At 42.4% G+C, this 24,335-nt stretch carries 20 protein-coding genes and 1 pseudogene; 9 read left to right on the forward strand and 12 right to left on the reverse strand.

The window, feature by feature from the left end; genetic code table 11:
* Positions 1 to 48 precede the first annotated feature (48 nt).
* Positions 49 to 1,032 (forward strand): ornithine cyclodeaminase family protein, encoded by a 984-nt coding sequence (locus CFK37_RS10105; RefSeq protein ID WP_089061736.1) that lies wholly within the window; start codon positions 49 to 51, stop codon positions 1,030 to 1,032.
* Positions 1,033 to 1,087: 55 nt separating this feature from the next.
* On the opposite strand, the gene CFK37_RS10110 is transcribed toward CFK37_RS10105, so the two are convergent.
* Together CFK37_RS10110 and proB are read right to left on the reverse strand one after the other, a co-directional pair.
* Complete coding sequence (locus tag CFK37_RS10110) at positions 1,088 to 2,350, reverse strand: glutamate-5-semialdehyde dehydrogenase (RefSeq protein WP_089061737.1); 1,263 nt, start codon at positions 2,348 to 2,350, stop codon at positions 1,088 to 1,090.
* A gap of 15 nt (positions 2,351 to 2,365) precedes the next feature.
* Positions 2,366 to 3,514 (reverse strand): glutamate 5-kinase, encoded by a 1,149-nt coding sequence (gene proB / locus CFK37_RS10115; RefSeq protein ID WP_089061738.1) that lies wholly within the window; start codon positions 3,512 to 3,514, stop codon positions 2,366 to 2,368.
* A gap of 670 nt (positions 3,515 to 4,184) precedes the next feature.
* Here proB and cysK point away from each other — a divergent pair.
* From cysK to rbsK, 5 genes are all read left to right on the forward strand, one after another.
* A complete protein-coding gene (gene cysK / locus CFK37_RS10120; RefSeq protein WP_089061739.1) occupies positions 4,185 to 5,108 on the forward strand; it encodes a cysteine synthase A in 924 nt (307 codons plus the stop codon).
* 474 nt (positions 5,109 to 5,582) lie between these two features.
* Positions 5,583 to 6,380, forward strand: coding sequence for an ABC transporter ATP-binding protein (locus CFK37_RS10125; RefSeq protein WP_172840488.1), 798 nt, complete (start codon positions 5,583 to 5,585; stop codon positions 6,378 to 6,380).
* The gene (locus CFK37_RS10130) at positions 6,358 to 7,119 is read left to right on the forward strand and encodes an ABC transporter permease (protein ID WP_089061740.1); all 762 of its coding nucleotides are present in this window, start codon (positions 6,358 to 6,360) and stop codon (positions 7,117 to 7,119) included. Before CFK37_RS10125 ends, CFK37_RS10130 begins: the two co-directional genes overlap by 23 nt.
* Positions 7,120 to 7,137: 18 nt before the next feature.
* Positions 7,138 to 8,139, forward strand: a complete 1,002-nt coding sequence (locus tag CFK37_RS10135) for an aliphatic sulfonate ABC transporter substrate-binding protein (protein ID WP_089061741.1) — start codon at positions 7,138 to 7,140, stop codon at positions 8,137 to 8,139.
* Between the two features lie 270 nt (positions 8,140 to 8,409).
* Positions 8,410 to 9,327, forward strand: a complete 918-nt coding sequence (gene rbsK / locus CFK37_RS10140; RefSeq protein ID WP_089061742.1) for a ribokinase — start codon at positions 8,410 to 8,412, stop codon at positions 9,325 to 9,327.
* Between the two features lie 1,020 nt (positions 9,328 to 10,347).
* On the opposite strand, the gene yedF is transcribed toward rbsK, so the two are convergent.
* The 4 genes from yedF to CFK37_RS20640 all read right to left on the reverse strand — a co-directional run bounded on the left by yedF (position 10,348) and on the right by CFK37_RS20640 (position 13,125).
* Positions 10,348 to 10,575 (reverse strand): sulfurtransferase-like selenium metabolism protein YedF, encoded by a 228-nt coding sequence (gene yedF / locus CFK37_RS10145; RefSeq protein WP_089061743.1) that lies wholly within the window; start codon positions 10,573 to 10,575, stop codon positions 10,348 to 10,350.
* Positions 10,565 to 11,770 carry a selenium metabolism membrane protein YedE/FdhT gene (gene yedE, locus CFK37_RS10150; RefSeq protein ID WP_089061744.1) on the reverse strand — a complete coding sequence of 402 codons (1,206 nt, stop codon included), beginning with the start codon at positions 11,768 to 11,770 and terminating at the stop codon, positions 10,565 to 10,567. Before yedE ends, yedF begins: the two co-directional genes overlap by 11 nt.
* Positions 11,771 to 11,881: 111 nt before the next feature.
* Positions 11,882 to 12,367, reverse strand: a complete 486-nt coding sequence (locus CFK37_RS20635) for a YeeE/YedE thiosulfate transporter family protein (protein ID WP_342746694.1) — start codon at positions 12,365 to 12,367, stop codon at positions 11,882 to 11,884.
* Positions 12,368 to 12,375: 8 nt separating this feature from the next.
* Positions 12,376 to 13,125 (reverse strand): YeeE/YedE thiosulfate transporter family protein, encoded by a 750-nt coding sequence (locus CFK37_RS20640; RefSeq protein WP_342746695.1) that lies wholly within the window; start codon positions 13,123 to 13,125, stop codon positions 12,376 to 12,378.
* A gap of 202 nt (positions 13,126 to 13,327) precedes the next feature.
* Here CFK37_RS20640 and CFK37_RS10160 point away from each other — a divergent pair, with 202 nt between their 5' ends.
* Entirely contained in the window at positions 13,328 to 14,179 is an 852-nt protein-coding gene (locus CFK37_RS10160; protein WP_089061745.1) for an HAD family hydrolase, read from the forward strand.
* A 68-nt stretch (positions 14,180 to 14,247) separates the two neighbouring features.
* Here the strand turns inward: CFK37_RS10160 and CFK37_RS10165 are convergent.
* From CFK37_RS10165 to CFK37_RS10190, 6 genes and pseudogenes are all read right to left on the reverse strand, one after another.
* Positions 14,248 to 15,785: pseudogene (locus tag CFK37_RS10165) on the reverse strand (solute symporter family protein).
* Positions 15,785 to 16,138: a DUF485 domain-containing protein gene (locus CFK37_RS10170; protein ID WP_089061746.1), complete on the reverse strand. Its 354-nt coding sequence runs from the start codon at positions 16,136 to 16,138 to the stop codon at positions 15,785 to 15,787. Before CFK37_RS10170 ends, CFK37_RS10165 begins: the two are co-directional and overlap by 1 nt.
* Before the next feature lie 198 nt (positions 16,139 to 16,336).
* The gene (locus tag CFK37_RS10175) at positions 16,337 to 17,092 is read right to left on the reverse strand and encodes a LytR/AlgR family response regulator transcription factor (RefSeq protein ID WP_089061747.1); all 756 of its coding nucleotides are present in this window, start codon (positions 17,090 to 17,092) and stop codon (positions 16,337 to 16,339) included.
* A 30-nt stretch (positions 17,093 to 17,122) separates the two neighbouring features.
* Entirely contained in the window at positions 17,123 to 18,859 is a 1,737-nt protein-coding gene (locus CFK37_RS10180; protein WP_089061748.1) for a LytS/YhcK type 5TM receptor domain-containing protein, read from the reverse strand.
* Positions 18,856 to 20,400 (reverse strand): solute symporter family protein, encoded by a 1,545-nt coding sequence (locus CFK37_RS10185; protein WP_089061749.1) that lies wholly within the window; start codon positions 20,398 to 20,400, stop codon positions 18,856 to 18,858. Before CFK37_RS10185 ends, CFK37_RS10180 begins: the two co-directional genes overlap by 4 nt.
* A gap of 487 nt (positions 20,401 to 20,887) precedes the next feature.
* On the reverse strand, positions 20,888 to 22,285 hold the full coding sequence (locus CFK37_RS10190; RefSeq protein ID WP_089061750.1) for a hypothetical protein: 1,398 nt from the start codon (positions 22,283 to 22,285) through the stop codon (positions 20,888 to 20,890).
* 182 nt (positions 22,286 to 22,467) lie between these two features.
* Between CFK37_RS10190 and CFK37_RS10195 the strand changes: the two genes are divergently transcribed.
* Entirely contained in the window at positions 22,468 to 23,322 is an 855-nt protein-coding gene (locus CFK37_RS10195) for a MurR/RpiR family transcriptional regulator (RefSeq protein WP_089061751.1), read from the forward strand.
* A 58-nt stretch (positions 23,323 to 23,380) separates the two neighbouring features.
* A complete protein-coding gene (locus CFK37_RS10200) occupies positions 23,381 to 24,334 on the forward strand; it encodes a sugar kinase (protein WP_089061752.1) in 954 nt (317 codons plus the stop codon).
* Position 24,335: the final 1 nt, after the last annotated feature.

Here is a 24,335-nt window from a genome sequence, read left to right on the forward strand (position 1 = left end):
TATATGCAGTAAAATGATCGTAGAAAAAATATTAGAAGGGGTGCTAACATGCTGGTTATTTCAGAGGAAGCTATTAAACAGAACTATTTTATGGATGACGCAATCTCCGACCTGAAAAAGGGACTACATTCGAAAAAGGGAGGGCTGATTGATAGTCCTGAACGAACTGTTATCGACATTCCTGCGTATCAAGCATCGTCCTTGTATATGCCCAGTGCCGATTTATCACAAGACATCGCCTCCGTGAAGGCCGTCACGATTTTTCCAGACAACCCTGCCAAGGGCAAACCAACTACACAGGGAGTACTGATGCTTACTGATGCCACAACCGGTGAGCATTTATGCTTGATGAATGCCTCTTATTTAACCCGGTTAAGAACAGGAGCATTAAGCGGGATCGGAACCGACAAACTAGCACGAAGAAATTCCAAGGTTTTAGGAGTGATTGGGACTGGAGCAATGGCATTTGAACAGGTCCTTGGGGTTTTAGCGGTCCGTGATATGGAAACGATTATTTTATTTAACCGAACAAAGGAAAAGGCGAAATCTTTTAAGGAAAAGCTGAACAATATTGGAGTTGGCATGGAAGTATATGTAGAGGAAAATGTTGATGAAGTTGTTACTGAATCTGATATTATTTGCTGCAGCACCCGATCGGATGTGCCTGTATTTAAAGGTGCTGATCTTAAAAGCGGAACGCATATTAATGGTATTGGATCGTATTTGGCCACGATGCGCGAAGTTGATTTGACTACTATCCAAAAGGCTTCGAAAATCGTGGTGGATGATTTAGCGGGTGTAAAAGAAGAAGCCGGTGAACTAATTCATGCTGATGAGAATAGTGATTGGAGTTTTTCAAAATTATACGGGGAACTTAGTGAATTGAATATGAGTGACAAAAAAATTCGAGAATCCGATGAGGAAATTACGTTTTTCAAATCTGTTGGTGCAGCATATTTTGATCTAGTTGTGGCCAAAGGGGTCTATATGAAGGCACTGGAAAAGGGATTTGGAAATAGAATAGAAATTTAACACAAAAAAATGCCTGGCGCCCGGAAATTAAGTTCTGGGCGTCAGGCACAAGTATTTATCTAATTTGTCCATCGCCATGCATGATATATTTTATCGTGGTTAAGGCTTTCAGTCCCATTGGTCCGCGTGCATGCAGTTTTTGTGTGGATATTCCAATTTCTGCACCAAAGCCAAGCGCACTTCCATCGGTAAAACGGGTTGAAGCATTATGATACAATGCTGCCGCATCTACAAGTTTCATAAATTTCTCGGCAGTCTCTTTGTTTTCTGTGACAATTGCTTCCGAGTGTTTGGTACCATACGTTTCAATGTGCTGGACTGCTTCTGAAACGTTTGCTACAGTCTTAATTGCAATGTCACTGCACAAATATTCATTAGCCCAGTCAGTTTCTTCAGCAGGAACTGCACTAGGAATAATCTCGGTTATGGTGCTGTCACCATGAACATGGATATTGTTCTTTTGCAATGTGTCAATCAATGCATCTTTATTTTTATCCAGCCAATGCTGATGGATAATGGTTGTTTCGATCGCATTGCATACAGCTGGACGGTCTAACTTGGCGTTAACGAGAATGGCTAAAGCCTTCTGTACATCTGCCTCCGCATCAATATAAAGATGACAATTTCCGACGCCTGTTTCTAGAACGGGAACAGTTGCATTGTTTACTACTGCCTGGATTAATGATCCGCCACCGCGCGGGATGAGCACATCAATATGTTCTTTCATGGTAAACAATTGCTGTGTTGCTTCCCGGTCAGTACTGGCAATAAATTGAACAGCATCTTTCGGGATTTTCGTCTGCTCCAGTCCTTGGTGTATCACGTCAACGATTGCCTGATTGGAAATAATAGCGGATGAACCACCCTTTAAAACAATGGCATTACCGGACTTTAACGCAAGACCAGTAGCGTCCACCGTTACATTTGGACGGGCTTCATAAATCATACCAATCACACCAAGCGGGACGGTTACCTGTTTCACGTTTAATCCATTATCAAGTGTCCAGTCAGAATTGGTAATGCCTGTTGGGTCATCCAGTTCAGCCACTTCACGAAGACCTTGGGCGAAATCTTCAATTCTTTCCTTGGTCAGTGTCAGTCGGTCGATAAACGCTGCTTCATAGCCTTTTTCACGGCCGTTTTTTAAATCTTCTTCATTGGCTTTTAAGATTGTTTCGTATTCTTGATCCAGGATGTCGGCAAGCGTAAGCAATGCTTCGTTTTTTTCTTCAGTGGTTAATAATGATAAGGTTTTACCAGCCTTTTTGGCACGAATTGCCTGTTCTTCCACATTTACTTTGTTCGTTGTAATGGTCATCTTATCCCTCCAAAGTTAATTTGTAATTAAATCATTTACGGGTACTTCTTTATCTAAATGGCAAACAAGGTGTTTACTTTCAATCGCAGCGTTTTGGTAGTCTTTCATTTCAATTTCTGTCTTATTAATTAATTGATTCAACGCTTTTGATGAATAGTTCACGATGCCAAGACCAATGACCTCACCGGTAACATCGATAATTTTCACAACTGCACCTTGATCGAAACGTCCGCTTACCGTGTGCAGATCTGTTGGGTGTATACTGATTTTTTCATTTATAATCGCTTCCCTTGTAGTAGGGTTTACTGTTACTTCCCCTTCAGGACCAGAGTTAAACGCAATCCATTGTTTTTTCCGATTTAAATTCTGAATGTTGTTTTTTGGATCAAAATACGAGCCCTTCGCATCATGATTCACTGCATCATACACAATGTGTTTGGTTGTTGCATTTCCTAAAAAGGAAGATATTCCGGAAGCCATAGCGATTTTTATTGCTTCGATTTTTGACTTCATCCCGCCTGTGCCATTCGCACTGCCTGGATCACCAGCAGCGGCTTCAATTTCCGGCGTAATCTCATTTACTTCATCGAGAAGCTTGGCATTTTCATCTTTTCGTGGGTCTGCATCATATAACCCATCAATATCAGAAAGGATAATTAGCTGATCCGCATCAACAAGTCCAGCAACTTTTGCGGAGAGCGTATCGTTATCGCCAAATTTCAAAAAGTCCATTGAAATTGTGTCATTTTCATTAACGATTGGCACAATCCCTCTCTCGAGTAATACATTAATGGTATTTCGTGCATTGTTATAACGATGTTCATCAGAAAAATCATCACGGGTGATTAAGATCTGTGAAGCAACATACCCATGTGACATAAAAATATCTGAATATGTTTCAATAAGCAATCCCTGACCGATGGACGCGGATGCTTGCTTTTCAGGTAATGATTCCGGACGGGTGAGATAACCCAATCTGCGGTATCCAGCCGACACAGCACCTGAAGAAACAAGTAAAACTTCAAAGCCGTCATCTTTTAAGCGAACAACTTCATCAACTAGCTTTTCGACTTTTCTTCGGCTTACTTCACCATTTATGCTTGTTAGGGAACTGCTCCCAATTTTAATTACAATTCTCTTTTTTGTGTTAATTTCAGGTGTCAAGTCAACACTCCTTCGTATTTTAATTCTCTGGTGTACGTTTGATTGAATGGTATTTGTTTTTATCCCGTGATAACGGGAGGAGAACCTTTACTTAAATAAGAGGAAACGTGAAAAGGTTTAAGTGGTTAAAAAGTGGCTGATATGTTTTTTATCCATTAAACAGGGCCACTACCAGTAACTCCTGGGTAATATCAATATCCATATGTTCTGCTTTGAATAGTAATTCGTTAAATTTTATTGAAACGCCCCTTTAACGATTTTGATTAAGTATAAATAATAACATGTAAAATGGATACTTCAAGGGTTTTTAGGTAAGTCGGGTGCATATAAGCGATATAGTTACGGTAAGCGCTGTCATTCAGAGATATATCCCACACATCAAGTTAGATTGGCCCTCATGAAGTAGAATTGGAGAATATGGGACTTAGGGACAGGTCCCGCGTCCCCAAGGTGGACACGAGACCTGTCCCTTGAATCGAACCGAGAGAAAACGCTTGAACCCGATCCACAGCAGTAAAAAAAACAGGGAAAACGATTAACAGCCATACTGAGCAACCCAAAGTTTTTTTGCAAATAATCATATTAGTTGTAAGGATTGGCTGTTCATTAGTAAAATGTATAGTGAATTACTTGGAATTAAATTCTGTTGATGATTGGGAAGGTGACTGGAATGAAGGTTGCAGATAATATAACAGAGCTAATGGGAGATACACCAGTTGTCAAGTTGAACAAGCTTGTCCCTGACGATGCTGCGGATGTGTTTGTTAAGCTTGAGATGTTTAATCCGAGCCGTAGTGTCAAAGACCGCGCCGCGATCAATATGATTAGGGTTGCGGAAGAGAAGGGAATCCTCAAGCCAGGGGGCATGATTATTGAGCCGACCAGCGGTAATACCGGAATTGGTCTTGCCATGGCTGCCGCGGCAAAGGGATACCAGGCGATATTGATCATGCCGGACAACAGTACAATGGAACGAAGAAATATTTTAAAAGCGTACGGTGCGGAGGTTGTGTTGGTACCTAGTGGGGAAAAAATGCCTGGAGCTATCCGGAAGGCATTGGAATTACAGGCTGAAAACCCTGGCAGTTTTATCCCACAGCAATTCGAAAACAAGGCTAATTCAGATGTACATCGAATCACAACGGCACTTGAAATAATGGAACAAATGAATGGTAACCTGGATGCATTTGTTTGCACGGCGGGTACAGGCGGAACGGTGACAGGCACAGGCGAAGTTTTAAAAGAAAAACTGCCGGACCTTTCGATTACCATTGCCGAGCCAAAGGGTTCACCCGTTTTATCTGGCGGGAAACCTGGCAAGCATAAGCTTGTGGGAACAAGTCCAGGATTTATTCCGGATATTTTAAACACAACTGTTTATGATGATATCCTGTTGATTGACGATGACATTGCAGTCGACATGTTTAAGAAACTGCCGCGAGTGGAGGGTCTATTTGTGGGATTATCCGGTGCGGCATCCATCTATACGGCAATTGAAGTGGCAAAAAAACTGGGCAAAGGAAAACGTGTACTCTGTATTGCACCTGATAGTGGTGAGCGGTACTTGAGTATGGGATTGATTGGCGAGGAGTAGGTAAGCCTATACGATAAAAAAACGCTAGGTATTTCACAATGAAATTCACCTTGCGTTTTTTTACACTTTTAAGAGGGAGTATAAATCTTTATCGGTATAAAATATAAAAAAATCTAAGGCTTTCGCCATTAGTTCTTGGCGATAAGCCAGGATTTTCTAAAAAGATCAGAAAGTACAAAACAAAATATGTCTAGCTCCAGCGCCCAGAAGCTGCCGTCATAAGCAATGGACACTACGAACGCGAAACCCGTGCGTTCTACGGTCCCTTGCTTATGCGTCCGCTTCTAAACGGGCGCTTCCGCTTTTCTAATAAAGCGGGCCGACGCCAAAGCAATATCCCACCTTTGTAGTTCTATACTTCTTCCCCATAAAAAGTAAATAGTAATTGACACAAATATCAGCGAATGCGTATACTAAATTAAAACCCGACTATTTATATCGGAATTATAATGATTTTAGGGGGAGGTAGTTTAGTTGTTTCTGCAAATGAATCAGATTGGTAAAACGTTTATCGATCGCGATCAGCAATCGTCGTTTGAAGTTTTTTCCAATATTAATTTAGACGTTTCTGAAAACCAGTTCGTATCTATCCTGGGGCCTTCTGGTTGTGGGAAGTCAACATTGCTCTCGATGGTAGCTGGTCTTGAAAGCGCCACAGAAGGCTCCATTACACTTCAGGATAAAGAAATAAAACAGGCAGGGCCTGACCGTGGCATGGTTTTTCAGCAGCCATCCTTGTTCCCATGGTTAAATGTCACAGGTAACATAACCTTTCCATTAAAAGGAAGGATTGGTAAAAAAGAAGCGGAAGCGCGGGCAGATCAATTTCTGAAAATGGTTCACTTAAGCCGCTTCAAAAATAGCTTTATTTACGAGTTGTCCGGTGGAATGCAGCAGCGTGTTGCTATTGCCAGGGCACTCGCCATGGATCCACAGGTTCTCTTAATGGATGAACCGTTTGGAGCGCTTGACGAACAAACTCGTCACATTTTACAGGATGAATTAATTAAAATCTGGCAGGAAACGCAAAAAACAATTCTGTTCGTTACCCATAGCATTCAGGAAGCTATTAAACTATCAGATCGAGTGGTTGTGATGGGTACGCGCCCAGGGCGGATTATCACCGACTTTACTATAGATTTGCCAAGACCGAGACAGAGGGACGATAGCAAAGTTATGGAGCTTGAAAATAGAGTGATGGATTTACTTGAAGACGAAATTAATAAGGTTTTAAAGGAAGAGCTATCAAATGAAATTCAATATAGTCATTAAACGTGTCGTATTTTTAATTGCAATCATTGGCTTATGGCAGATTATTTATTCAACGAACGTGTTTGCCGACATTATTTTCCCATCACCAACTCAAGTCTTTACATCATTGTATGAAGGATTCAAGGCCGGGGACCTGGTTGGGGCATTGGGCGCCAGCTTCAAACACTTGCTCATTGGACTTGCGATGGCAATCCTGTTCGGGACGATATTGGGCGTAATCCTGGGAAAATCCAGGCAAGCTGATGAAACAGCGGGTATGTATTTAATCGCCTTGCAGAGTATTCCAAGCATTGTCTGGGTCCCATTAGCGATTATGCTGTTTGGATTTACCGAATTTGCGGTCGTGTTCGTTGTCGTATTAGGCGGAACATTTGTGATGGCGTTGAATGTCAGATCTGCAATTCACAATGTCCCACCGCAGTTCATTCGTGCGGCTAGAACGATGGGGACAAAGGGAGTCGGATTATTCTGCCGGGTTGAGGTTCCGGCGGGTATTCCTTACTTCATGTCAGGGATCAGGCTCGCCTGGGCCTTCAGCTGGCGTGCGCTAATGGCTGGTGAATTGCTTAGTAATGGACCTGGGCTTGGCTACTCGCTTCGGTACGCACAGGATTATGCCCGGATGGATCAAGTAATCGGGATTATCATAATTATCGGCGTGATTGGCGCAGTCGTCGATCAGCTGGTATTTTCCAAATTAGAAAAAAACGTGATGAAACGCTGGGGTTTAGTTAAATAGAGGAGAGGGGAAACCTATATGAAAAAATTATTCGCATTATTGATTTTTGCAGCACTTAGTTTGCTGTTAGCTGCTTGCGGGAACAGTGATGAACAGGCCGCTGGTAATGACGGGTCCAAGGAAATTACAATCGGATACTTCCCAAACATTAACCATGTTGCAGGGATGGTTGCTGAAGAAAAAGACATGTATTCCGAGACACTTCCTGAAGGGACTAAGGTCAACTATAAATATTTCCCTGATGGGTCAGCATTTATGACAGCAATTGAAACCGGTGAAATAGAAGGCGGACTTGTTGGACCGGGACCTGCGATGAATCACTACATCAGTGGAGCTAAAATTAATGTCGTTGCTGCAGGATCAACAGGTGGTACAGTTATCATGGCTCGTAAAGGGTCAGATATTAAAAATCCTGAAGACCTAGTGGGAAAAACGTTTATCTCACCTGGGGTAGGCTGCACGCATGATGTTCAATTTGAAACGATGATGAAAGAAGAATATGGCGTAACATCCAAACGGATTGGCGGAGAAATGAAGCATGTGACAGGAAAACCAGCAACCTATTCCAGCATGTTCCAGGCAGGAAACGTTGATGCAGCAACAGTTCCGGAACCATGGGCATCCGTTATTGAGGCAAAAGGAAGCGGGAAAGTTCTTGTCAACACGCCAGACGTTGCGTACGGTAATACATTGCCTGCAGCAGTATTTGTAACATCACAGGATCTTGTTAAAAATAATCCGGATATGGTTCAAAGCATTGTCGATGCCCATAAAAAGGCAACCAAATTTATTCAGGAAAACCCGGAAGAAGCAAAAACAATCGCAATCGATAAAATCAAAGAAATTACCGATCAAGATCTTTCGAAATCCGTGATCGATAACGCATGGGAACGAATCAATTTCACCTATGAAATAGATGGCAAGACTCTGCAGGATTTCGCTACTTCCTCGTATGAACTAGAATTTTTAAAAGATAAACCAAATTTAGATGGACTAGTGAATACCAGTTTTATTAAATAATAGATTAAAAGCCAGCCGGTATGGCTGGTATTTCGGATTTCTGGCTTGTATTTTTTGGTATGAGGATCGTATTTTTCAGATTGGATTGTATTTGGATAGATTCGCATATATTTTTAGTATGTTGGCTTGTATGATTCGATAATTGGCTTGTATTTCAGAGCAAACGGGATTAATTTATCAAAAAAGGTCGGAAATTTTGCTAGAGCACGAAAACTTATGTCTGCTATACTTATTTTTACAACAGTACAACCACAAAAAAGGGGGATAATCATGGCGAAAGTAGTAATTGTCGGAAGTTATGTAGTGGATTTGATGAGCCGCACGCCGCATATGCCAAAGGCTGGGGAAACCGTTTTGGGTGGACCTTTTTCAATGGGACCCGGCGGGAAAGGGAGCAATCAGGCCGTTTCCGCTGCAAGGCAGGGTGCTGATGTGACGATGGTGACAAAGGTAGGAAACGACAGCTTTGGTGATGATGCGATGGCCAATTTTAAAAAAGAGGGAATCGATAAAACTCATGTAACGCGCCATACGAACGCAGCGACAGGTACTGCGCTCATTGCGGTGGATGATCGGGGAGAGAATATGATTATCGTTTCACCTGGGGCTTGCGGACAAATTACAAAAGAAGATGTACTGGCTGCTGAACAAGCTTTTCAGGAGGCTGATATTGTCCTTGTACAGCTCGAAACAGCGATGGAAGCCGTCGAGCAAGCCATTACGTTGGCAAAAAAATATGCGAAACCAATTGTCTTGAATCCTGCACCATTTCAGGAAACGAGTGACCGCCTGCTTGCTGATATTACATATGTAACACCGAATGAAACAGAGGCAAGCTTAATGACCGGGATAGAGGTAACTGATCAACAAACAGCACAAGCAGCTGCGCAAAAGTTAATCGAGAAAGGTATTGATACGGTTATTATTACACTTGGAAAACAAGGGTGCTTTGTATATGACGGTACAGATGAGGGATGGATTGCTAGCGGATTTGATGTTGACGTTGCCGACACAACGGGAGCAGGTGATGCGTTTAACGGGGCATTCGCGACTTTCCTTGCGAGTGGTATAAAGCTAGAGGAAGCGGTGGTACGAGCAAACGCTGTGGCAGCATTATCCGTAACCAAGGCTGGGACGGCAAAATCAATGCCGTATAAACATGAGGTTGATACGTTTATATCAGGATAATGGAAGAAGAGGCTGGGAAAAACTAAAATGTCCAACTCAAAAAACGAACGATCAAGGGGTAGGAAGTTTAGAATGTTTCTTTCCAACAATCGGATCTTAATAAGCAGTTGACATAAACTACTATCATGTTCGGTGCCCTGTCACCGCTGCGGAAAAACACTGCGCTTTCCGTGGGCAGCTGATGAGTCTCCCGAGCTTACGCTAAGGCCACTGAAAAAGTGGTGGATTTTACAAATTTAGCTTTTCACCTTTACCTAGCATCTTGAATATACGGAGACTCCTGCGGGAAGTGAGAGATCGGCGAGACCCCGGAGGACGGCAGTCCGAGGAGACTCGGCACTCGCCCGTGGAAAGCGCAGTATATTCAAGATGCGATGATAGATCCACCTATTTTGTACTACATTTTACCTTTTTCAGTGGCCTCCTTACGCTCTCCGGGGTCTCATCTAGGCTTCTGCTCCCACAGGACAAGGAATGCTTCCCCGAATAAGCATCGCACGAAGAAAAAGCGCTTTTCTTTTTCGAGGAGTCTCCGTGTTTTTCCTCCGCTAATATGTCATTAGACAAAACAGTATTATATAGCAAGTCCACTATTACGTGGTGTCTTACGCTCCGGACCGTTGACTCCTGCTTAGAACAGCGCGAGCTGAAGACCCCGCAGAGTGGTTAAATAATGAAGGCTGACTAAAACCGCCCTTTGCGGGCAACGTCGGCATACCCCTTGCCGGGGCAAGGAGGCTGAAGCCGTGCCCTAAGGTGCGCAACGGTCCGCAGCGGAAAACAATCTAGCGCATACTTTTTAGCTTTAGTTTACAAAAACAGACAAAAAAATCCGAACTACTTCAAATTCTAATCAAAGAATTGAATCATAGTTCGGATTTCTCTCTGGCTAAAACACTTTTGTCCCAGCCTCTTCTTAGTTAGTTCTGCTGGTAGTTTTGCCAAATTTTAAATCTCTGCCAGATTTTGAGATCTGTCTCCCGAGTGGGGGTTAGCACTTCCACCCAGCTCACGCATCCGCTACGCTATTACATAAAACAAATATTCCTGCCCGTTTTTAACTGGATCTTTGGCAAATTGATAGCCGTGTTTTAGTACTTCTTCTGGTACGTTCCGGAATGAAGATGGACAGTCTGTGATAACTTGAAGAATTTGTTGTTTTTCCATGCCTTCCAAGGCTTCCAATGTATAAATGACTGGATAGGGACAAGATTCTCCCCGTAAATCCAAGGTGAAATCAACTGACATGTTTTTGTTCTCCTTTCTTGAATCCAACGCCAAACCGGTAATTCTTTTGCCAGTAGACGGTAATCAAGTAACAGACACCAAGCATAATTAGTGTTGCTATGATTGCGCCTGCAGGGCCGATTGCAGAAATGAGATTAATCGGCTTGCCGCTTGCAACGAGCAGATTATATACACCAAGGTGATCCCAAGCATATGCAAGTACGGTTGCACCAATAATGTTACCAGCAAATACAGTCAGATAAAGAATCTGTCCTTCCATCAGCCGGTACATCATGCCTGTTTCACAGCTGCTGGCCAGAACAATCCCAAGCCCAAACAGAAATCCGCCAACAAGTGTGCTTGGGGCAACGATTTGTGTGATAGGCTCCATTCCATAGATGATAATGACAAGCAACGTAAGTACGGAGCTGATTGCCATCCCCCAGATAATCGCCTTTGCCATAACGCCACGACCGCTAATCCACAAATCCCGGAATGCAGAGGTGAAGCAAATTTGCCCGCGTTCTATTAATATACCAAAAAAGGCACCGAATAATGATGCAATACCGAGCATATTTTTGCCGGTTAAAAAGAAATATATAATCAGGCCAGCATATGCAAGCGTGATGATTGCACCAACATAGGGTTGAATCTTGCGGCTTGCATTTTTAGAGGGATTTGCATTTCCCTTTAATAGCGTCGGCTTACCCTTCCACCACCTGGTTTTAACAATTTTGGTTCCAAGCAAGGTGCCAATCCCGGTGCCTATGATAAAAATCCAAGAGTGAAAAGAAAATTGTGGGACGCCAGTGAAAAATGCAGCAAGGTTGCAGCCCAATGCAAGCCGAGCGCCGAATCCAGCAATAATGCCACCAACTAACCCCTGTACTAGCCGCCGTTTCTGCCTGGGGATGCGGATTTTGAAGTTATTGCTGAAAAGAACCATCATTAAAGCGCCAATGAACATGCCCCAGACAATCCAGCCGCTGGGACGTGCGAAGGTTGTTCCTTTCATATGTACGAGATCAAAATATGTCCAGCCTGATATGTCGACACCGAAAAGCTGGAGTATATTTCCCCCTAAAAGGGTGAACTCGCCTGTTACCGCCCAAACTGAGCCGGTAAGTCCAAAATAAATAGCTGAAAGAACCCCTGCTAGAATAATAGCAACATAAGGATTCCAGTAATGATTAAATATGTTACTGAATAATTTCATCGTCTAACCCCTTAACTATATAAAAGTACCTTATAATTCTACCGCTTATTTGATTTCCTGTCATCCTGAGCATAAAAATCGGACAGTACCAGTGGCACCGCCCGAATGTTTTTAACAGAATGAATCCTTTGATTTTGGAACGGACATGCCAAATAATGGACGTAAATATAAAGCAACCAATGTCCCGGCAAGTGCCATAATCATCCATACCCAGCCATGGATACTGAAAGATGCGATGCCGCCGAAGTAGGCACCAATGTTACATCCGAAGGCAATCCTTGAACCGTAACCCATCATAATGCCGCCGATTATTGCGGCCGATGCACGCTTCAATCCGACCTTCTTTAACGCGAATACCCCGCCAGCAGTTGAGGCAAGAAAAGCACCTAGGATAACGCCGAAGTCTAGTACACTAGTTGAATGCATCAGAACAGATTGGTCCAACGCAGCAGCGCGCTCACCGGACCAATAAACCCAACTAGTCACATCAATTCCAAAGAACATCGCTACCTTTGATCCCCATAATGCAAACGCCGAAGTTACACCCCACGGAGTTCCACGGACAAGTAATGTTAATGCATTAAACACTGCAAGCAAAATAGCTGCTACCCATAAAGGCCAGGAGCCCCGAAGAATTCGGATCCAGCCTTTGCCGCTTGGCAGTGGTTTAATGGCGGGGGATTTTTTTTCTTCCTAATATAATAGGTTGCTCCAAAGATTGCGGCAAAAATAACCATCTGCACCGCCCAGGCACCGAAATAGCCTAAACTAGTATCTGTTGCCAGTGAAATCGCCCCAAATGATGGTGTTTCATTAACCCAGAAGTTCCAGTGCCAGGCACCTAAAACAGAGCCAATAATAAAGGCGAACAGGGTGATGAACATTGCAGAACGACCGCCACCAACAGCATAAAGCGTCCCTGACGCACACCCGCCGCCAAGCTGCATGCCAATCCCAAAAATAAAGGCACCGACAACAACACTTGTGCCAACAGGGGATACATACCCGGCTGGATTGTTGCCAAAAAATCCCAGTCCCATTGATAGAATGGGGGCGAAAAGTGTACAAACCACAGCAAACATAATCATATGGGCCCGCATCGCCTCGCCGTTACCAACAGAGAGCAGCCGCCTGAACGCGGAAGTAAACCCGAACCGGGCATGAAATAGTGTGTAGCCAAGCAGCAGTCCCACCCACATGGTAGCTGTTTTTTCAAAATCGGCTTCATCAAAAATTGCGATGCTTAACAATACGGCTATAATTAATCCGATTGTAGTCATCATATATTGTGATGATGGCAGTAAAGGGTGCTGCAATGCTTTTGTTTGTTTCATTGTCTTTTCTGGGATAGCCACCCCAATCACTCCTTTTCCTATAATTTTACTCGGAATTATAATTACAGTAATACTTTAATACAGAGAAGCGGAAATGTAAATCCTTTTAGCTTTTTGCAAGGTTAGAATTTTGTTAAAAGGTGTTTGTTCATTTTGATATAAATCTTCTAAAACTAGTGGTAAGCTAATCTAATATGTTCACTATATTTTGGAGGTTTTACAAATGAAATTAATTGCTATTGACATGGACGGGACATTGCTTTCTGCAGATTGTACAATCAGTGAAGCCAACCGGGAAGCAATCCTTGAAGCGCAAAAGCACGGAGATATTGTTGCTATTTCAACAGGACGTTCCCTGCACGACGCCAAACATATTTTGCATGATGCTGGGTTGCAATGCCCAATAATGACAGGGAATGGCGGGTTATCATTCGAGTCCGGTGAGATTATTCAACATCATGTGCTGCCTGCTGAAGTTTTGGCGGAAATGATGGATTTACTGGAGGAACGCGGATTATATTATGAAATCTACACGAATGCTGGAGTTTTAATTCAAAGTGATGGAAGTGAACGATTGAATAAAGAAATAAAGCAAGCTGTTGATTTGGATTTGAAAAACACAGAAAATGTTATTGATATTCAATCGAAACAGTATGGTTTAATAGATGTTCCTGATTACCGGGAAATAGACTTTACTGATAAAGGTGTTTATAAATTGTTCGTTCTTTCTTTTGATCAGGAAAAATTGAAAAAACTGCGGGAAACGTTAATTGACAGGGAAGATATCTCGATTACCTCTTCCGGGGCAGAAAAGTTTGAAATTGGATACGCCGAAGCGAGCAAAGGGAATGCACTGCTATTCATGGCAAACCATTTTGGAATACCACAGAAAGATACGGTTGCTATGGGCGATAATCTGAACGACCTTTCCATGTTCGAAACCGCTGGCATGTCGATTGCGATGGGAAACGCCGAAACGGTTGTTAAAGAACAAGCTACTTATGTTACTAAAGACCATAATGCTAATGGGGTAGCTTATGCTTTGAAGGAATATGCGCTTGGTGTTAAGAATTAGATTTATTGCGGACGTGTAACTCTGGTGAATTAAAAGCGACCACCAGTAGGCAGTCGCTTTGATTAGACTTAGATATCCGTTTCCCGATAGCCGGTATTTGCTTTTACTTTTACTTCAGCATATCGTCTGCTATTTGTTTCTTTTGAAAATAACGTTCCAAGGTAACCGCCAAGGAAACCTAATGGAACAGAAACCAATGCGGGATTCGATAATGGAAATAGTGGTTCTCCGGTAAATAATGCTGCACCTTCAACTGGCGAAAACACACTTGGGCTGATGGACACAAGAATTAATGCTGAGAATAATCCAGTTAACATAGCTGTTACGGCGCCGGTTGTATTGAACTTTTTCCAATATACAGTGTAAAGGATAACTGGTAAATTGGCACTTGCCGCAATACAAAATGCTAGCGACACAAGGAATGCAACATTTAGGTATTGTGCAAATAATGCCAGTATAATTGCGAGCACTGATACTGCTAGAGAGGCATATCGAGCTGCCAGCATTTGTTGTTTGTCAGTTGCCTTTCCTTTTTTAAGGATTTGTCCGTATAGGTCATGCGCAAATGCTGACGCACCTGATAAAACAAGTCCTGCAACAACTGCCAGGATGGTAGCAAATGCAACTGCTGAAATGAACGCAAATAAAATTTCTCCGCCAATTGCTTGTGCAAGCAATGGGGCTGCCATGTTACCGCCTGGATTTGCTGCAAGGATGTTTGATTCACCTACGAATGCTGCTGCCCCAAATCCCAGGAATAATGTCAACACGTAAAAGATACCGATTACCCATGTGGCGGTAATAACAGAACTTCTTGCCGATTTAGCATCCTTAACGGTGAAAAAGCGCATAAGTATATGTGGTAAACCAGCCGTTCCAAGTACCAATGCGATCATCAACGAAATGGTACCAAGTGGCTCAGTATACTTTAAACCTGGTTTTAAATAATCCGCACCATGACTAGTAACCGATTTTACTTCGTTGAACATGTAGCCAATATCGAAGTTGAAATTTAACAAAACAAGGAATGAAATGATAATCATTCCGGCCATTAGTAGGATTGCTTTTACAATTTGCACCCAGCTGGTAGCTATCATGCCGCCAAATAACACGTAAATAGTCATCATAACACCAACAATTAATACGGCTATCCAATAAGGGATGTCAAATAATAGCTGAATCAAAGCTCCGGCCCCAACAAGCTGGGCAATCATGTAAAAAAGAACGATGGTTATCGTGTTAAGAGCGGCTGCTCCTCGTACCTTCGTGGCATCGAACCGAGACTTAAGCATATCAGCTAGTGTATATTTTCCAAGGTTTCTTAATGGTTCTGCCACTAAAAATAACACGACAAGGTAAGCAATTAGAAAGCCAATGCTGTAAAAGAATCCGTCAAACCCATAAAGTGCAATAGCGCCGGCAATCCCGAGAAATGAAGCGGCTGACAAATAGTCTCCAGCTATCGCAATCCCATTTTGCCAACCCTTTAATCCCCGCCGGCTGTATAAAAGTCACCGGTTGTCTGGGTATGCTTGGCGGCAAAATACGTGATAACAAGTGTTAGGATGACAATAGCGAGGAATAAGACGACTACCGTTGTATTCATTAGCTTTTTCCTCCCTTGTCAAGCTGTTCTTTAATGATTTCGTCTGCCTGCTTATCAAAGGATGCAGCTTTTTTTACATAAAGCGTACATAAGACCCATGTCATAATAAATTGCGAAAATGCAAACAACCATACCCACGAAATATCGCCAATCACCGGTGTGTTTAAGAAGGTTGTATAGGAAGTTAAAATAGGAAGTAAAAAATAAAAGACAAGAAAAAATATAGTTAACGGTACGATAAACTTTCTTCTGTCGCTCATTAACTTTTTAAACGTTGAGCTTTGTTCCACTTTTACATAATCAATCGGTTCGTTTGCTTGATCACTTATCCTGTCAGTGCTTAAATTACTCATGAAACCCCCCCTGTTTCTTTTGTAGCGAAAGCTCCAGTAATTACTGAAAGCTTCGCGTATTCCCTTAACTAAACCTATGTCACCACCTCACTTGAAAGCGCTTACTACACAGTATAAGTTATTAGGTGCAACTTAATGGTAATTTCGGGCCAATGGTCGATATCGATGTTTGAATAGTTATAATTTAATGATTAGTGGTCAAGTATTAAAGTGGTTGAAAAGTATTTTTCGTGCTGATCGGCTGACTGGTATTGTTGTATGATGCTTATCCTGCAGTGTTATGTTACATGTACCATTAAACCAGGGTGTGATTTCCCGTATATAATTTAAATTGACCAAATAACTTCGATGTGTACGAAAAAAAGCAAGGCCATGCAATTTATCCTCTAGCTCTTGCAATGTCATGCGACTTTCAATAACTTCATCTTTTGTATGAATTTCCAGCATACGTTTAGAAGGAACTGCATAATAAATGGAATTCGGAGATAAAACAGCCATCCGGTCCCCATCATCGACCAGTAACTTTACCGCATGAGCCTGTGTTTGCCTGGACTGCTGATTATCTTTTCCATCCATCTGGGTCAGTTGCTTACGAACACGGTTCATTGTCTTCTGAAAACGAGTGTCATCGTAGGGTTTTAATAGATAATCGGTTGCATCAATTTCAAATGCATCAATGGCATATTCGTCATATGCCGTAGTAAATACAAATAATGGGGATTGATTGTAGGTCAGTTCTGTAATCCGTCTGGCAGCTTCAACACCAGGCATTCCCGGCATTTGGACATCAAGAAAAATAACATCAGGCTCATGCGCAAGATACAGCTCAATTAATTGTTCTCCGGTTTCTGCACTTGGGCAAGTAGTGACATCCTGTTCGCGTTTCAACAGGTAGATTAATTCTTCTCGTGCCAATTGTTCATCCTCAGCAATCATGGCATGAATACTTTTCATTAACAAACACTCCCTTGTAACGTAGCCACACTATTTATTTGGAATTGCAAAATACACTTCGCTGCCACCGGAAGGCAAGTTGCGAACATGCAGGCGTGCTGATTCTCCCAGTAGACTGATTAAACGCTGATTGACATTAAATAATCCTGCTCCACTATTTTGATTCTCTGTCAGTGATTCCTGACCGGCACGGTGTAAAATATTTTCGGGGAACCCACATCCATTGTCACGTACTGTTATTTGGATGAATTCCCCCAATCTCTCAATCCGCACGGTTATGATTCCCCCATGGGCCACGGTTTCCAGACCATGCTGGACAGCGTTCTCGACGAGCGGCTGCATCGTCGACGGGGGAATAAGAACTTGCCGTGCTTCATCCATTTCAGGAAAATTAATTTGTAGACGGCTGGCGAAGCGGGTCTGAATAATATCGATATATGCCTTTACGTGCTGACACTCCTTCTCCAGAGACACAAGTGATGATGAAACGAGTCCAATATTGAACCGCATATAGTGTGCTAACTGGACGGTGATATGCCGCGCTCTTTCCGGATCCTTTCGAAACAATGCTGCAATCATATGGAGTGTATTAAAGAGAAAGTGCGGGTTGATCTGGGCCTGAAGATTTCTCAGTTCCGCATCACGTATATGTGTTTTTAACTTGTCGGCTGCAATGGTATTCAGTTGATTAGAAATCAGCTGTCCCAAACCTTGGGCCAACATGAGTTCCACCGGCCGTATGTGCTGACCTTTGCGGAAATAAAACTTAATCAGGCCTGTTGTATCATTGGCATCCATTATCGGGATCATGATGGCGGCCTCTAATGGGCAGCTCTCGTTTCTGCATTGTATTTCCGAACGTGAATAGGCAACTTGCATTTGTTTGGAAGCAATCGCTTGGTGTGAAAGGGAAGTGAAAATTTTATCACCAGTCCGGTGATGATCATCTCCCAACCCTTTATGCGCCAGAACCTCGCGATCATTCGTAATCGAAACAGCAGCTAATTTCAACCTATTGTACAGTAAAGTAGCAATTCCTTCGGCCATTTCACGTGGAGAATCTTTTTTTAGAAAGGGAAGAGCTTCCTCAGCAATTGTTAACGCTTGTTTAGTTGCAAATGCGGCCTCATTTTCTTGCTCCCGTAACACAATACTGATCATCGCAGTGAAGATGGCAATTGCTATACTATTTGACAGTACAAGTGGTAAGCCGATGGTATTTACCAGGGCAATCCTGTCATCTGGATTAGATGAAAAGATAAGCAGCATATGCATTTGCAGAACCGGTGGAAAGACGCCGATAAACAATGCCTTCATTGGTGAAATTACCCGTTCATTTGAAAAAAAGCGAGCGGTTAATCCTGCCAGGAAGCCACTTAGTGGGTTGATCAGGCTGTTTGCGATAAAGCCAATTCCTCCCAGGTAAAATAGATGTGCACCAGCAATAATACCTGCCCCAAATCCAACAACAGGCCCTCCTAATAATCCGGCAATTACAATGGCAACCAGGCTTGAACTAACAATCATTTGATCTTCACCGACAGACCAGATAAAATCACTGATCACAACGGAGTCCCCTTCAACGACCACCCCTGTTATCGTCCCAGCTATTCCAAACATACCAAACATACAGGCATGGACAAACGACATCCTTTTACTGAACTCACGATACAGTAATGACCGGAAACCAGGGATACGCGTCAGGACAAAAGCGAGTACCAGCAATAATCCAATTCGTTCAAATAAAACAATTGTTAAATATTTCACGGGTTTTTCCTCCTCGTGTCAATCCCGGTCTGTGCTTTTATGTAAAACTGCCTGAATTCTACCTCGGATTCAGATGATTCTCGTGAAAATATAGACCCAAGAAATGCACCAAGGAACCCGATTGGAATGGCAATGATGCCTGGATTATATAGAGGAAAAAGGGGATCCCTTTGAATCCATCCACTAACCGGATTCATAATATGCGGACCAAGCAGAAGGGACGTGAGGGAAGCGGTTAACCCACACACCATTCCGATGATTGCTCCTGTTTGATTAAATCTTTTCCAGTAGATGGTAAACAATAGTACAGGCAAGTTACTGGACGCTGCTACAATAAAAGTCAGGGAAACGAGGGAGGTAACATTAATGTTCTTTAAACCAAGTGCAAATAAAGTTGAAATAAGGCCAACGGCAAATGCAGTCCATTGGGCAGCGCGCAGTTGTCTCTTTTCAGTAGTGCGTCCCCTCTTAAGAATGTGGAAATAGATATCATGGGAAAAAGCTGTTGTAGCTGAAATGACTAATCCAGCGACAACCGCGACAATAGTTGTAAAGGAAATAGCGGCAATGAAGGCCATCAGAAAGTCACCACCCAATTCCTCTGCCAATAGTGGTGCAGCCAGATTTCCAGTCGGATCAACTGTGACCAATTCCTTAAATCCGATTAATGCTATCGCGCCAAGCCCCAGTATCAGTGTAATAATATAAAAAGCTCCAATAATCCAACTGGCCGTTAACAGAGATTTACGTACTTCTTTGGTATTTCGGACAGTAAGAAAGCGAATCAAGATATGGGGCAGGCCAGCTGTCCCTAGAATAAGTGCAAGATGGAGCGATAAGGTTTCCAAAGGGTTGCTAAATAAATTTCCGGGCAGAAAGATGTTTTCACCCAGCGGGGTGCCCGTTTTCACTTGTGCGAGTAATTCGGAAAGATTAAAGTCAAACCGGGAAAACACAATTAACGAAAGAAGAAATGTCCCCGACAAAAGCACCACCGTTTTTACAATCTGTACCCATGATGTAGCATACATTCCACCGAATACGACATATACCGTCATTAAACTTCCGATAATTAGTACAGAAGTTGAATAATTAATATCAAGCAGCAAACGAATTAATAGACCTGCAGCGACCAGTTGTGGAATCATATATAAAATGGAAATGATGAAGGCACCGCTTGCCATCAGTAAGCGCATTTTATCACCCGGAAAACGTGAGCAAACTACATCCCCGAGTGAAAATTTACCCAGATGATGCACGGGTTCAGCAATGAAAAACAACACAATTAAATAGGAGACTAAAAATCCTATTGCATAAGAAAACCCATCATAGCCATTGATCGCAATTGACCCAACAATACCCAAAAAGGAAGCCGCACTTATGTAATCTCCAGCGATCGCCATCCCATTTTGAATCCCGCTCAAACTCCCACTGGCGATATAAAATTGATTTGTCGTTTTACTTTGCTTGGCTGCCCAGTATGTAATAATTAACGTGCAAACAATGATACACAGGAAAAACAGGAAATAGGTAAGGTTCATTACTTCACCTTCTTTACAGATAACTATGTTGAAGAATGGAAATTTTCCAAATATGGACTTTCTTATATGAATAGTATCCTACTATTTGTTTTTAGTAAAGAATTGGAAGTGCTTTGATGAAAGTTTAATAGAAAAAAGGCTGGGAATTAACTAAAATGATTGACTCAGGTAGACGAATGATTGGACGGGAAGTGTAGAACGTTATTATTAAAACGGTGGGATTGTAATCTTAATACGTAGGAAACTGCGACGTATGCGCTGGGTTGCTTTCCACAGTGAAAAACAACCATCATAATAATGGGTGGGATGTCTAGTAATGTTGCCAAATAACATGTTAGCATAGTTTATCACTAAGGTTGGGCTCACCAGGCCCTGAAAGCGACTGCCCGCAGCGGAAATCACGTTGCTGTTATGTCGCAGTATTATAAAAAGTTACCAGTAAGGTTAATAAAAACACCTTTTTCCGGACTCTTAATCGAATTTCACTCTATCCCCGCTTAACCATATCCACATACAGCTGCTGATATGCCTTATATTCAGCGTTCATTCCTAATTCATGATATAGTTTTGCAAGCCATTGGACGGGTTTGGGATCGTCTTCACGAAGTTCCATATCAAAGCTCATGCATTCGATTGCCAGTTTCGGATGATGGAATTCATGATAGAGTTCACCGAGCTTACGTTGCTGATTCGGATCCTCGGCAATTCGGTTCATTTCATCGATTTTTTGTAAAGTTGGTTCTGCAAGGGTAATCGCTCTGAATGGTTGTGCCCATTCTTGTATGTATGAAAGGTTGTGATCGTTCAGTAGTGAAGCAATGGCCTGATGTAAAATTTCAGTTGCTTGATTATCTTTGGCTGCAAATAACGTGCGGATTAACTCTTGCAAGCCCTCGTTGGGGATGGAGTCTGTAGTGATTCCTCGTTGTTTCACTACCCTGGTCAATTGCTTGGACTGGGCCGGTTGCAGGTGGAGTTCGTGTTTGCTTATTAAGGTTAATACATCTTCCAGTCTTTCGTGAGCCATGTAAGCAGCCAGCAAATCCTGCTGCAGGGACATTATTGTAAGTCCACGTCTGTATAAATCCTCTAGAACGGGTAACATATTTTCTCCGCCCAGATGTTCTTCGATCAAGAATTTAAGCGCGTCATAATCACTAGTCTCCTGTGTATAGATCACATGTGTTATGTGAACCGCGATCACGTCTTCAAGGCGGTCCTGTGCCTGATAGAATTTGCATAGCGCCTGAAAGTCCTGATTATTATGCTGATTGGCATATAATTTATTTTCCATATAAATGGGGTCCTTATCCAGCAATGACGCGTCACCCTGTTTGTAGAGGTCTTCGTATTTGGTGAAGTCCATGTCGCGTGAAAAGGCATCAACTAAACTACGTTTTGGAGCAAAGTCTTTCATAATCCTGAGAATCCGATAGCAGGATAATAGTTTCCCATCGCGACGTTCTTTATAGAAGAGACTCTGAATGAAATTAGCTAATTGAGCTTTTTTGATAAAGGACTCAAAGTAACTGGCAATCAAAGCAGTTTCCTGAAGTGTGTATTGCTTCTGTAGTTTTTTGAAAAGATCGCTGAAATTCTGTTTCTTAATGTTGGGATGGGATGAAACAACGGTCATAAACAATGGATGTGAGGGAGGCAGGGTGATACCTTTTTTAAAAGAATCAACCACGTAGGAGTGTGTCTTGGTTGTTTTCTTTTCGGTAACGTAATTCAAATAATGATCTTTATAGAAGAAGATGTAGCAGGTCTGGTCCAGTTCATTTGTTGCTTCGATAATCCTGCATTGCTGATAGATAGCCATACTTTTTGGTTCGAGTTGGTGCGAATGCTTTTTATCCTTTGCGGTAATCGTCAGATTTTGCATAATTAACCTCCTCATTCATTATCTTAATCATATCACGAAACAGCAAAATAGCGATAGAAAATTGGTTGATCCTGTCTGTGTGAAATTTTTTTCTTTCCTATTTGTTGATAAAAGAATATTTTTCTTGTATAATCATTTCATAAATCGAAACTGCGATAAATTAGAAATGAAGGTGACAGCCGATGGATGATGGGCAAAAACACGTTCAAGCTAGTATACGAAGTAACTATGGGAAATTTAGTGACAAAGAAAAGCTAATTGCCGACTATATTTTACAAAATCCCCAAAACATTATTCATCATACGATTAACCAAGTGGCAGATGAATTACATGTGGCAGAATCGACGGTTTTTCGGTTTTGTCAGCGGATTGGGTTTAAAGGGTATCAGGCGCTGAAAATTGCACTGGCAGCTGAATTCGTGACGCCGATGAAAGATATCCACGAAAAAATTAATGAAGGTGACAGTGTTGGAACGATTGCGAAAAAAGTTTTCCGTTCCAATATGAAAACACTTGAAGATACCATGCATATTATTGATGGAAGTACATTTGAAGAAGCATGTGAGGTCATTTTGAAGGCGGGCAAAGTGGAATTTTTTGGGAATGGCGGATCAGCAGTTGTAGCGATGGACGCCTACCATAAATTTATCCGAAGCGGCCTGCAGGTAAATGCTAATCTCGAATCGCATATGCAGCTCATGTCGGCATCACAATTAACGAAGAATGATGTTGCCATTCTGATTTCGCATTCAGGATCAACAAAGGATATGCTTGATGTTTTACAGATACTTAAGGAAAAAGGGGTTAAAACGATTAGCATAACCAATTTTGCTAAATCTCCTTTAACTAAGGAAGCTGATCTTTCCCTGTATACCGTTGCGGAAGAAATTGATTTCCGTTCCGAGGCCATGTCATCAAGAATTGCACAGCTCAGCATTATTGATGCGTTGTACACGAATGTGATGATTGGGAAAAAGGAAGATGGACGGGAAGCGCTGCAGAATATGCGCGGAGCTATTTCATTGAAACGGTTATAAAAAATTTTTTCTACTTAATGTAAACGTTTTAACACAGGTAGAGAGGAGGTTAAGTATTATGGATGTTGTGACACTAGGAGAGACAATGGTGCTGTTCACCCCGAAATCTTCCGGTCTGATGCGTTATGCTGGTGATTTTTCTACAAAAATTGCTGGTGCTGAATCGAATGTAGCAATTGGCCTCGCAAGACTTGGCAAACAGGTTGGCTGGATTAGCAGGCTCGGCAACGATGAGTTTGGTGAACGGATCCGGAATTTCATTCGCGGGGAAGGTGTTGACGTCAGTCAGGTCACGGTTGACGATACTGCTGCAACCGGTCTTTACTTTAAGGAAAAATTAACACCTGGAGAGTTAAGGCTAAACTATTACCGGCAGGGGTCGGCAGCGAGTCGCATGGCAGCGGCAGATATCGACGAGGCCTATATTGCCGGTGCGAACTTTCTGCATGTGACAGGCATTACTCCTGCACTTAGTGAGCAGTGCTATGAAACCGTTTTAACCGCGATTCAGTACGCAAAAAGAAATGGTGTGACCGTTGTATTTGATCCGAACCTCAGGCGCAAGCTGTGGTCGGAAGAACGGGCAAGAAAAGTTCTGCAAGAGTTATCAGCCCAGGCTGACATTGTGTTACCTGGTATAGATGAAGCTGAATTTATTTTTGGTAAAGCGACACCTGAAATACTAGCTGAAAACTTTTATAACAATGGTGCGAATAAGGTGATTTTGAAGCTGGGCAAGCAAGGTGCTTATTATTTATCAGCTGAATCATCTGGTTTTGTGAAGGGATTCCCGGTTGAACAAGTTGTCGATCCGGTTGGGGCTGGTGATGGTTTCGCGGCTGGCTGTTTATCAGGAATCGTTGATGGACTTGCATTACCTGAAATTGTCAGACGAGGCAACGCTGTCGGCGCTATGGTGACGATGGTTGATGGTGATGTTGAAGGTTTGCCGGAAATTAACAGACTGAACTATTTTATGAACAAAATTGAACGTGAAGATGTGGAACGATAAG

Origin of the sequence: Virgibacillus phasianinus (assembly GCF_002216775.1) — a bacterium.
In the GTDB taxonomy this organism is placed as follows: Bacteria; Bacillota; Bacilli; order Bacillales; family Amphibacillaceae; genus Virgibacillus_F; species Virgibacillus_F phasianinus.

What these genes read in the sequence shown, in the direction of transcription:
- CFK37_RS10105 (WP_089061736.1), top strand. Translation starts at nt 49, where the DNA reads ATGCTGGTTATTTCAGAGGAAGCTATTAAACAGAACTATTTTATGGAT.
- CFK37_RS10110 (WP_089061737.1), bottom strand. Translation starts at nt 2,350, where the DNA reads ATGACCATTACAACGAACAAAGTAAATGTGGAAGAACAGGCAATTCGT.
- cysK (WP_089061739.1), top strand. Translation starts at nt 4,185, where the DNA reads ATGAAGGTTGCAGATAATATAACAGAGCTAATGGGAGATACACCAGTT.
- CFK37_RS10130 (WP_089061740.1), top strand. Translation starts at nt 6,358, where the DNA reads ATGAAATTCAATATAGTCATTAAACGTGTCGTATTTTTAATTGCAATC.
- CFK37_RS10135 (WP_089061741.1), top strand. Translation starts at nt 7,138, where the DNA reads ATGAAAAAATTATTCGCATTATTGATTTTTGCAGCACTTAGTTTGCTG.
- rbsK (WP_089061742.1), top strand. Translation starts at nt 8,410, where the DNA reads ATGGCGAAAGTAGTAATTGTCGGAAGTTATGTAGTGGATTTGATGAGC.
- yedF (WP_089061743.1), bottom strand. Translation starts at nt 10,575, where the DNA reads ATGTCAGTTGATTTCACCTTGGATTTACGGGGAGAATCTTGTCCCTAT.
- yedE (WP_089061744.1), bottom strand. Translation starts at nt 11,770, where the DNA reads ATGAAATTATTCAGTAACATATTTAATCATTACTGGAATCCTTATGTT.
- CFK37_RS10160 (WP_089061745.1), top strand. Translation starts at nt 13,328, where the DNA reads ATGAAATTAATTGCTATTGACATGGACGGGACATTGCTTTCTGCAGAT.
- CFK37_RS10170 (WP_089061746.1), bottom strand. Translation starts at nt 16,138, where the DNA reads ATGAGTAATTTAAGCACTGACAGGATAAGTGATCAAGCAAACGAACCG.
- CFK37_RS10175 (WP_089061747.1), bottom strand. Translation starts at nt 17,092, where the DNA reads ATGAAAAGTATTCATGCCATGATTGCTGAGGATGAACAATTGGCACGA.
- CFK37_RS10185 (WP_089061749.1), bottom strand. Translation starts at nt 20,400, where the DNA reads ATGAACCTTACCTATTTCCTGTTTTTCCTGTGTATCATTGTTTGCACG.
- CFK37_RS10190 (WP_089061750.1), bottom strand. Translation starts at nt 22,285, where the DNA reads ATGCAAAATCTGACGATTACCGCAAAGGATAAAAAGCATTCGCACCAA.
- CFK37_RS10195 (WP_089061751.1), top strand. Translation starts at nt 22,468, where the DNA reads ATGGATGATGGGCAAAAACACGTTCAAGCTAGTATACGAAGTAACTAT.
- CFK37_RS10200 (WP_089061752.1), top strand. Translation starts at nt 23,381, where the DNA reads ATGGATGTTGTGACACTAGGAGAGACAATGGTGCTGTTCACCCCGAAA.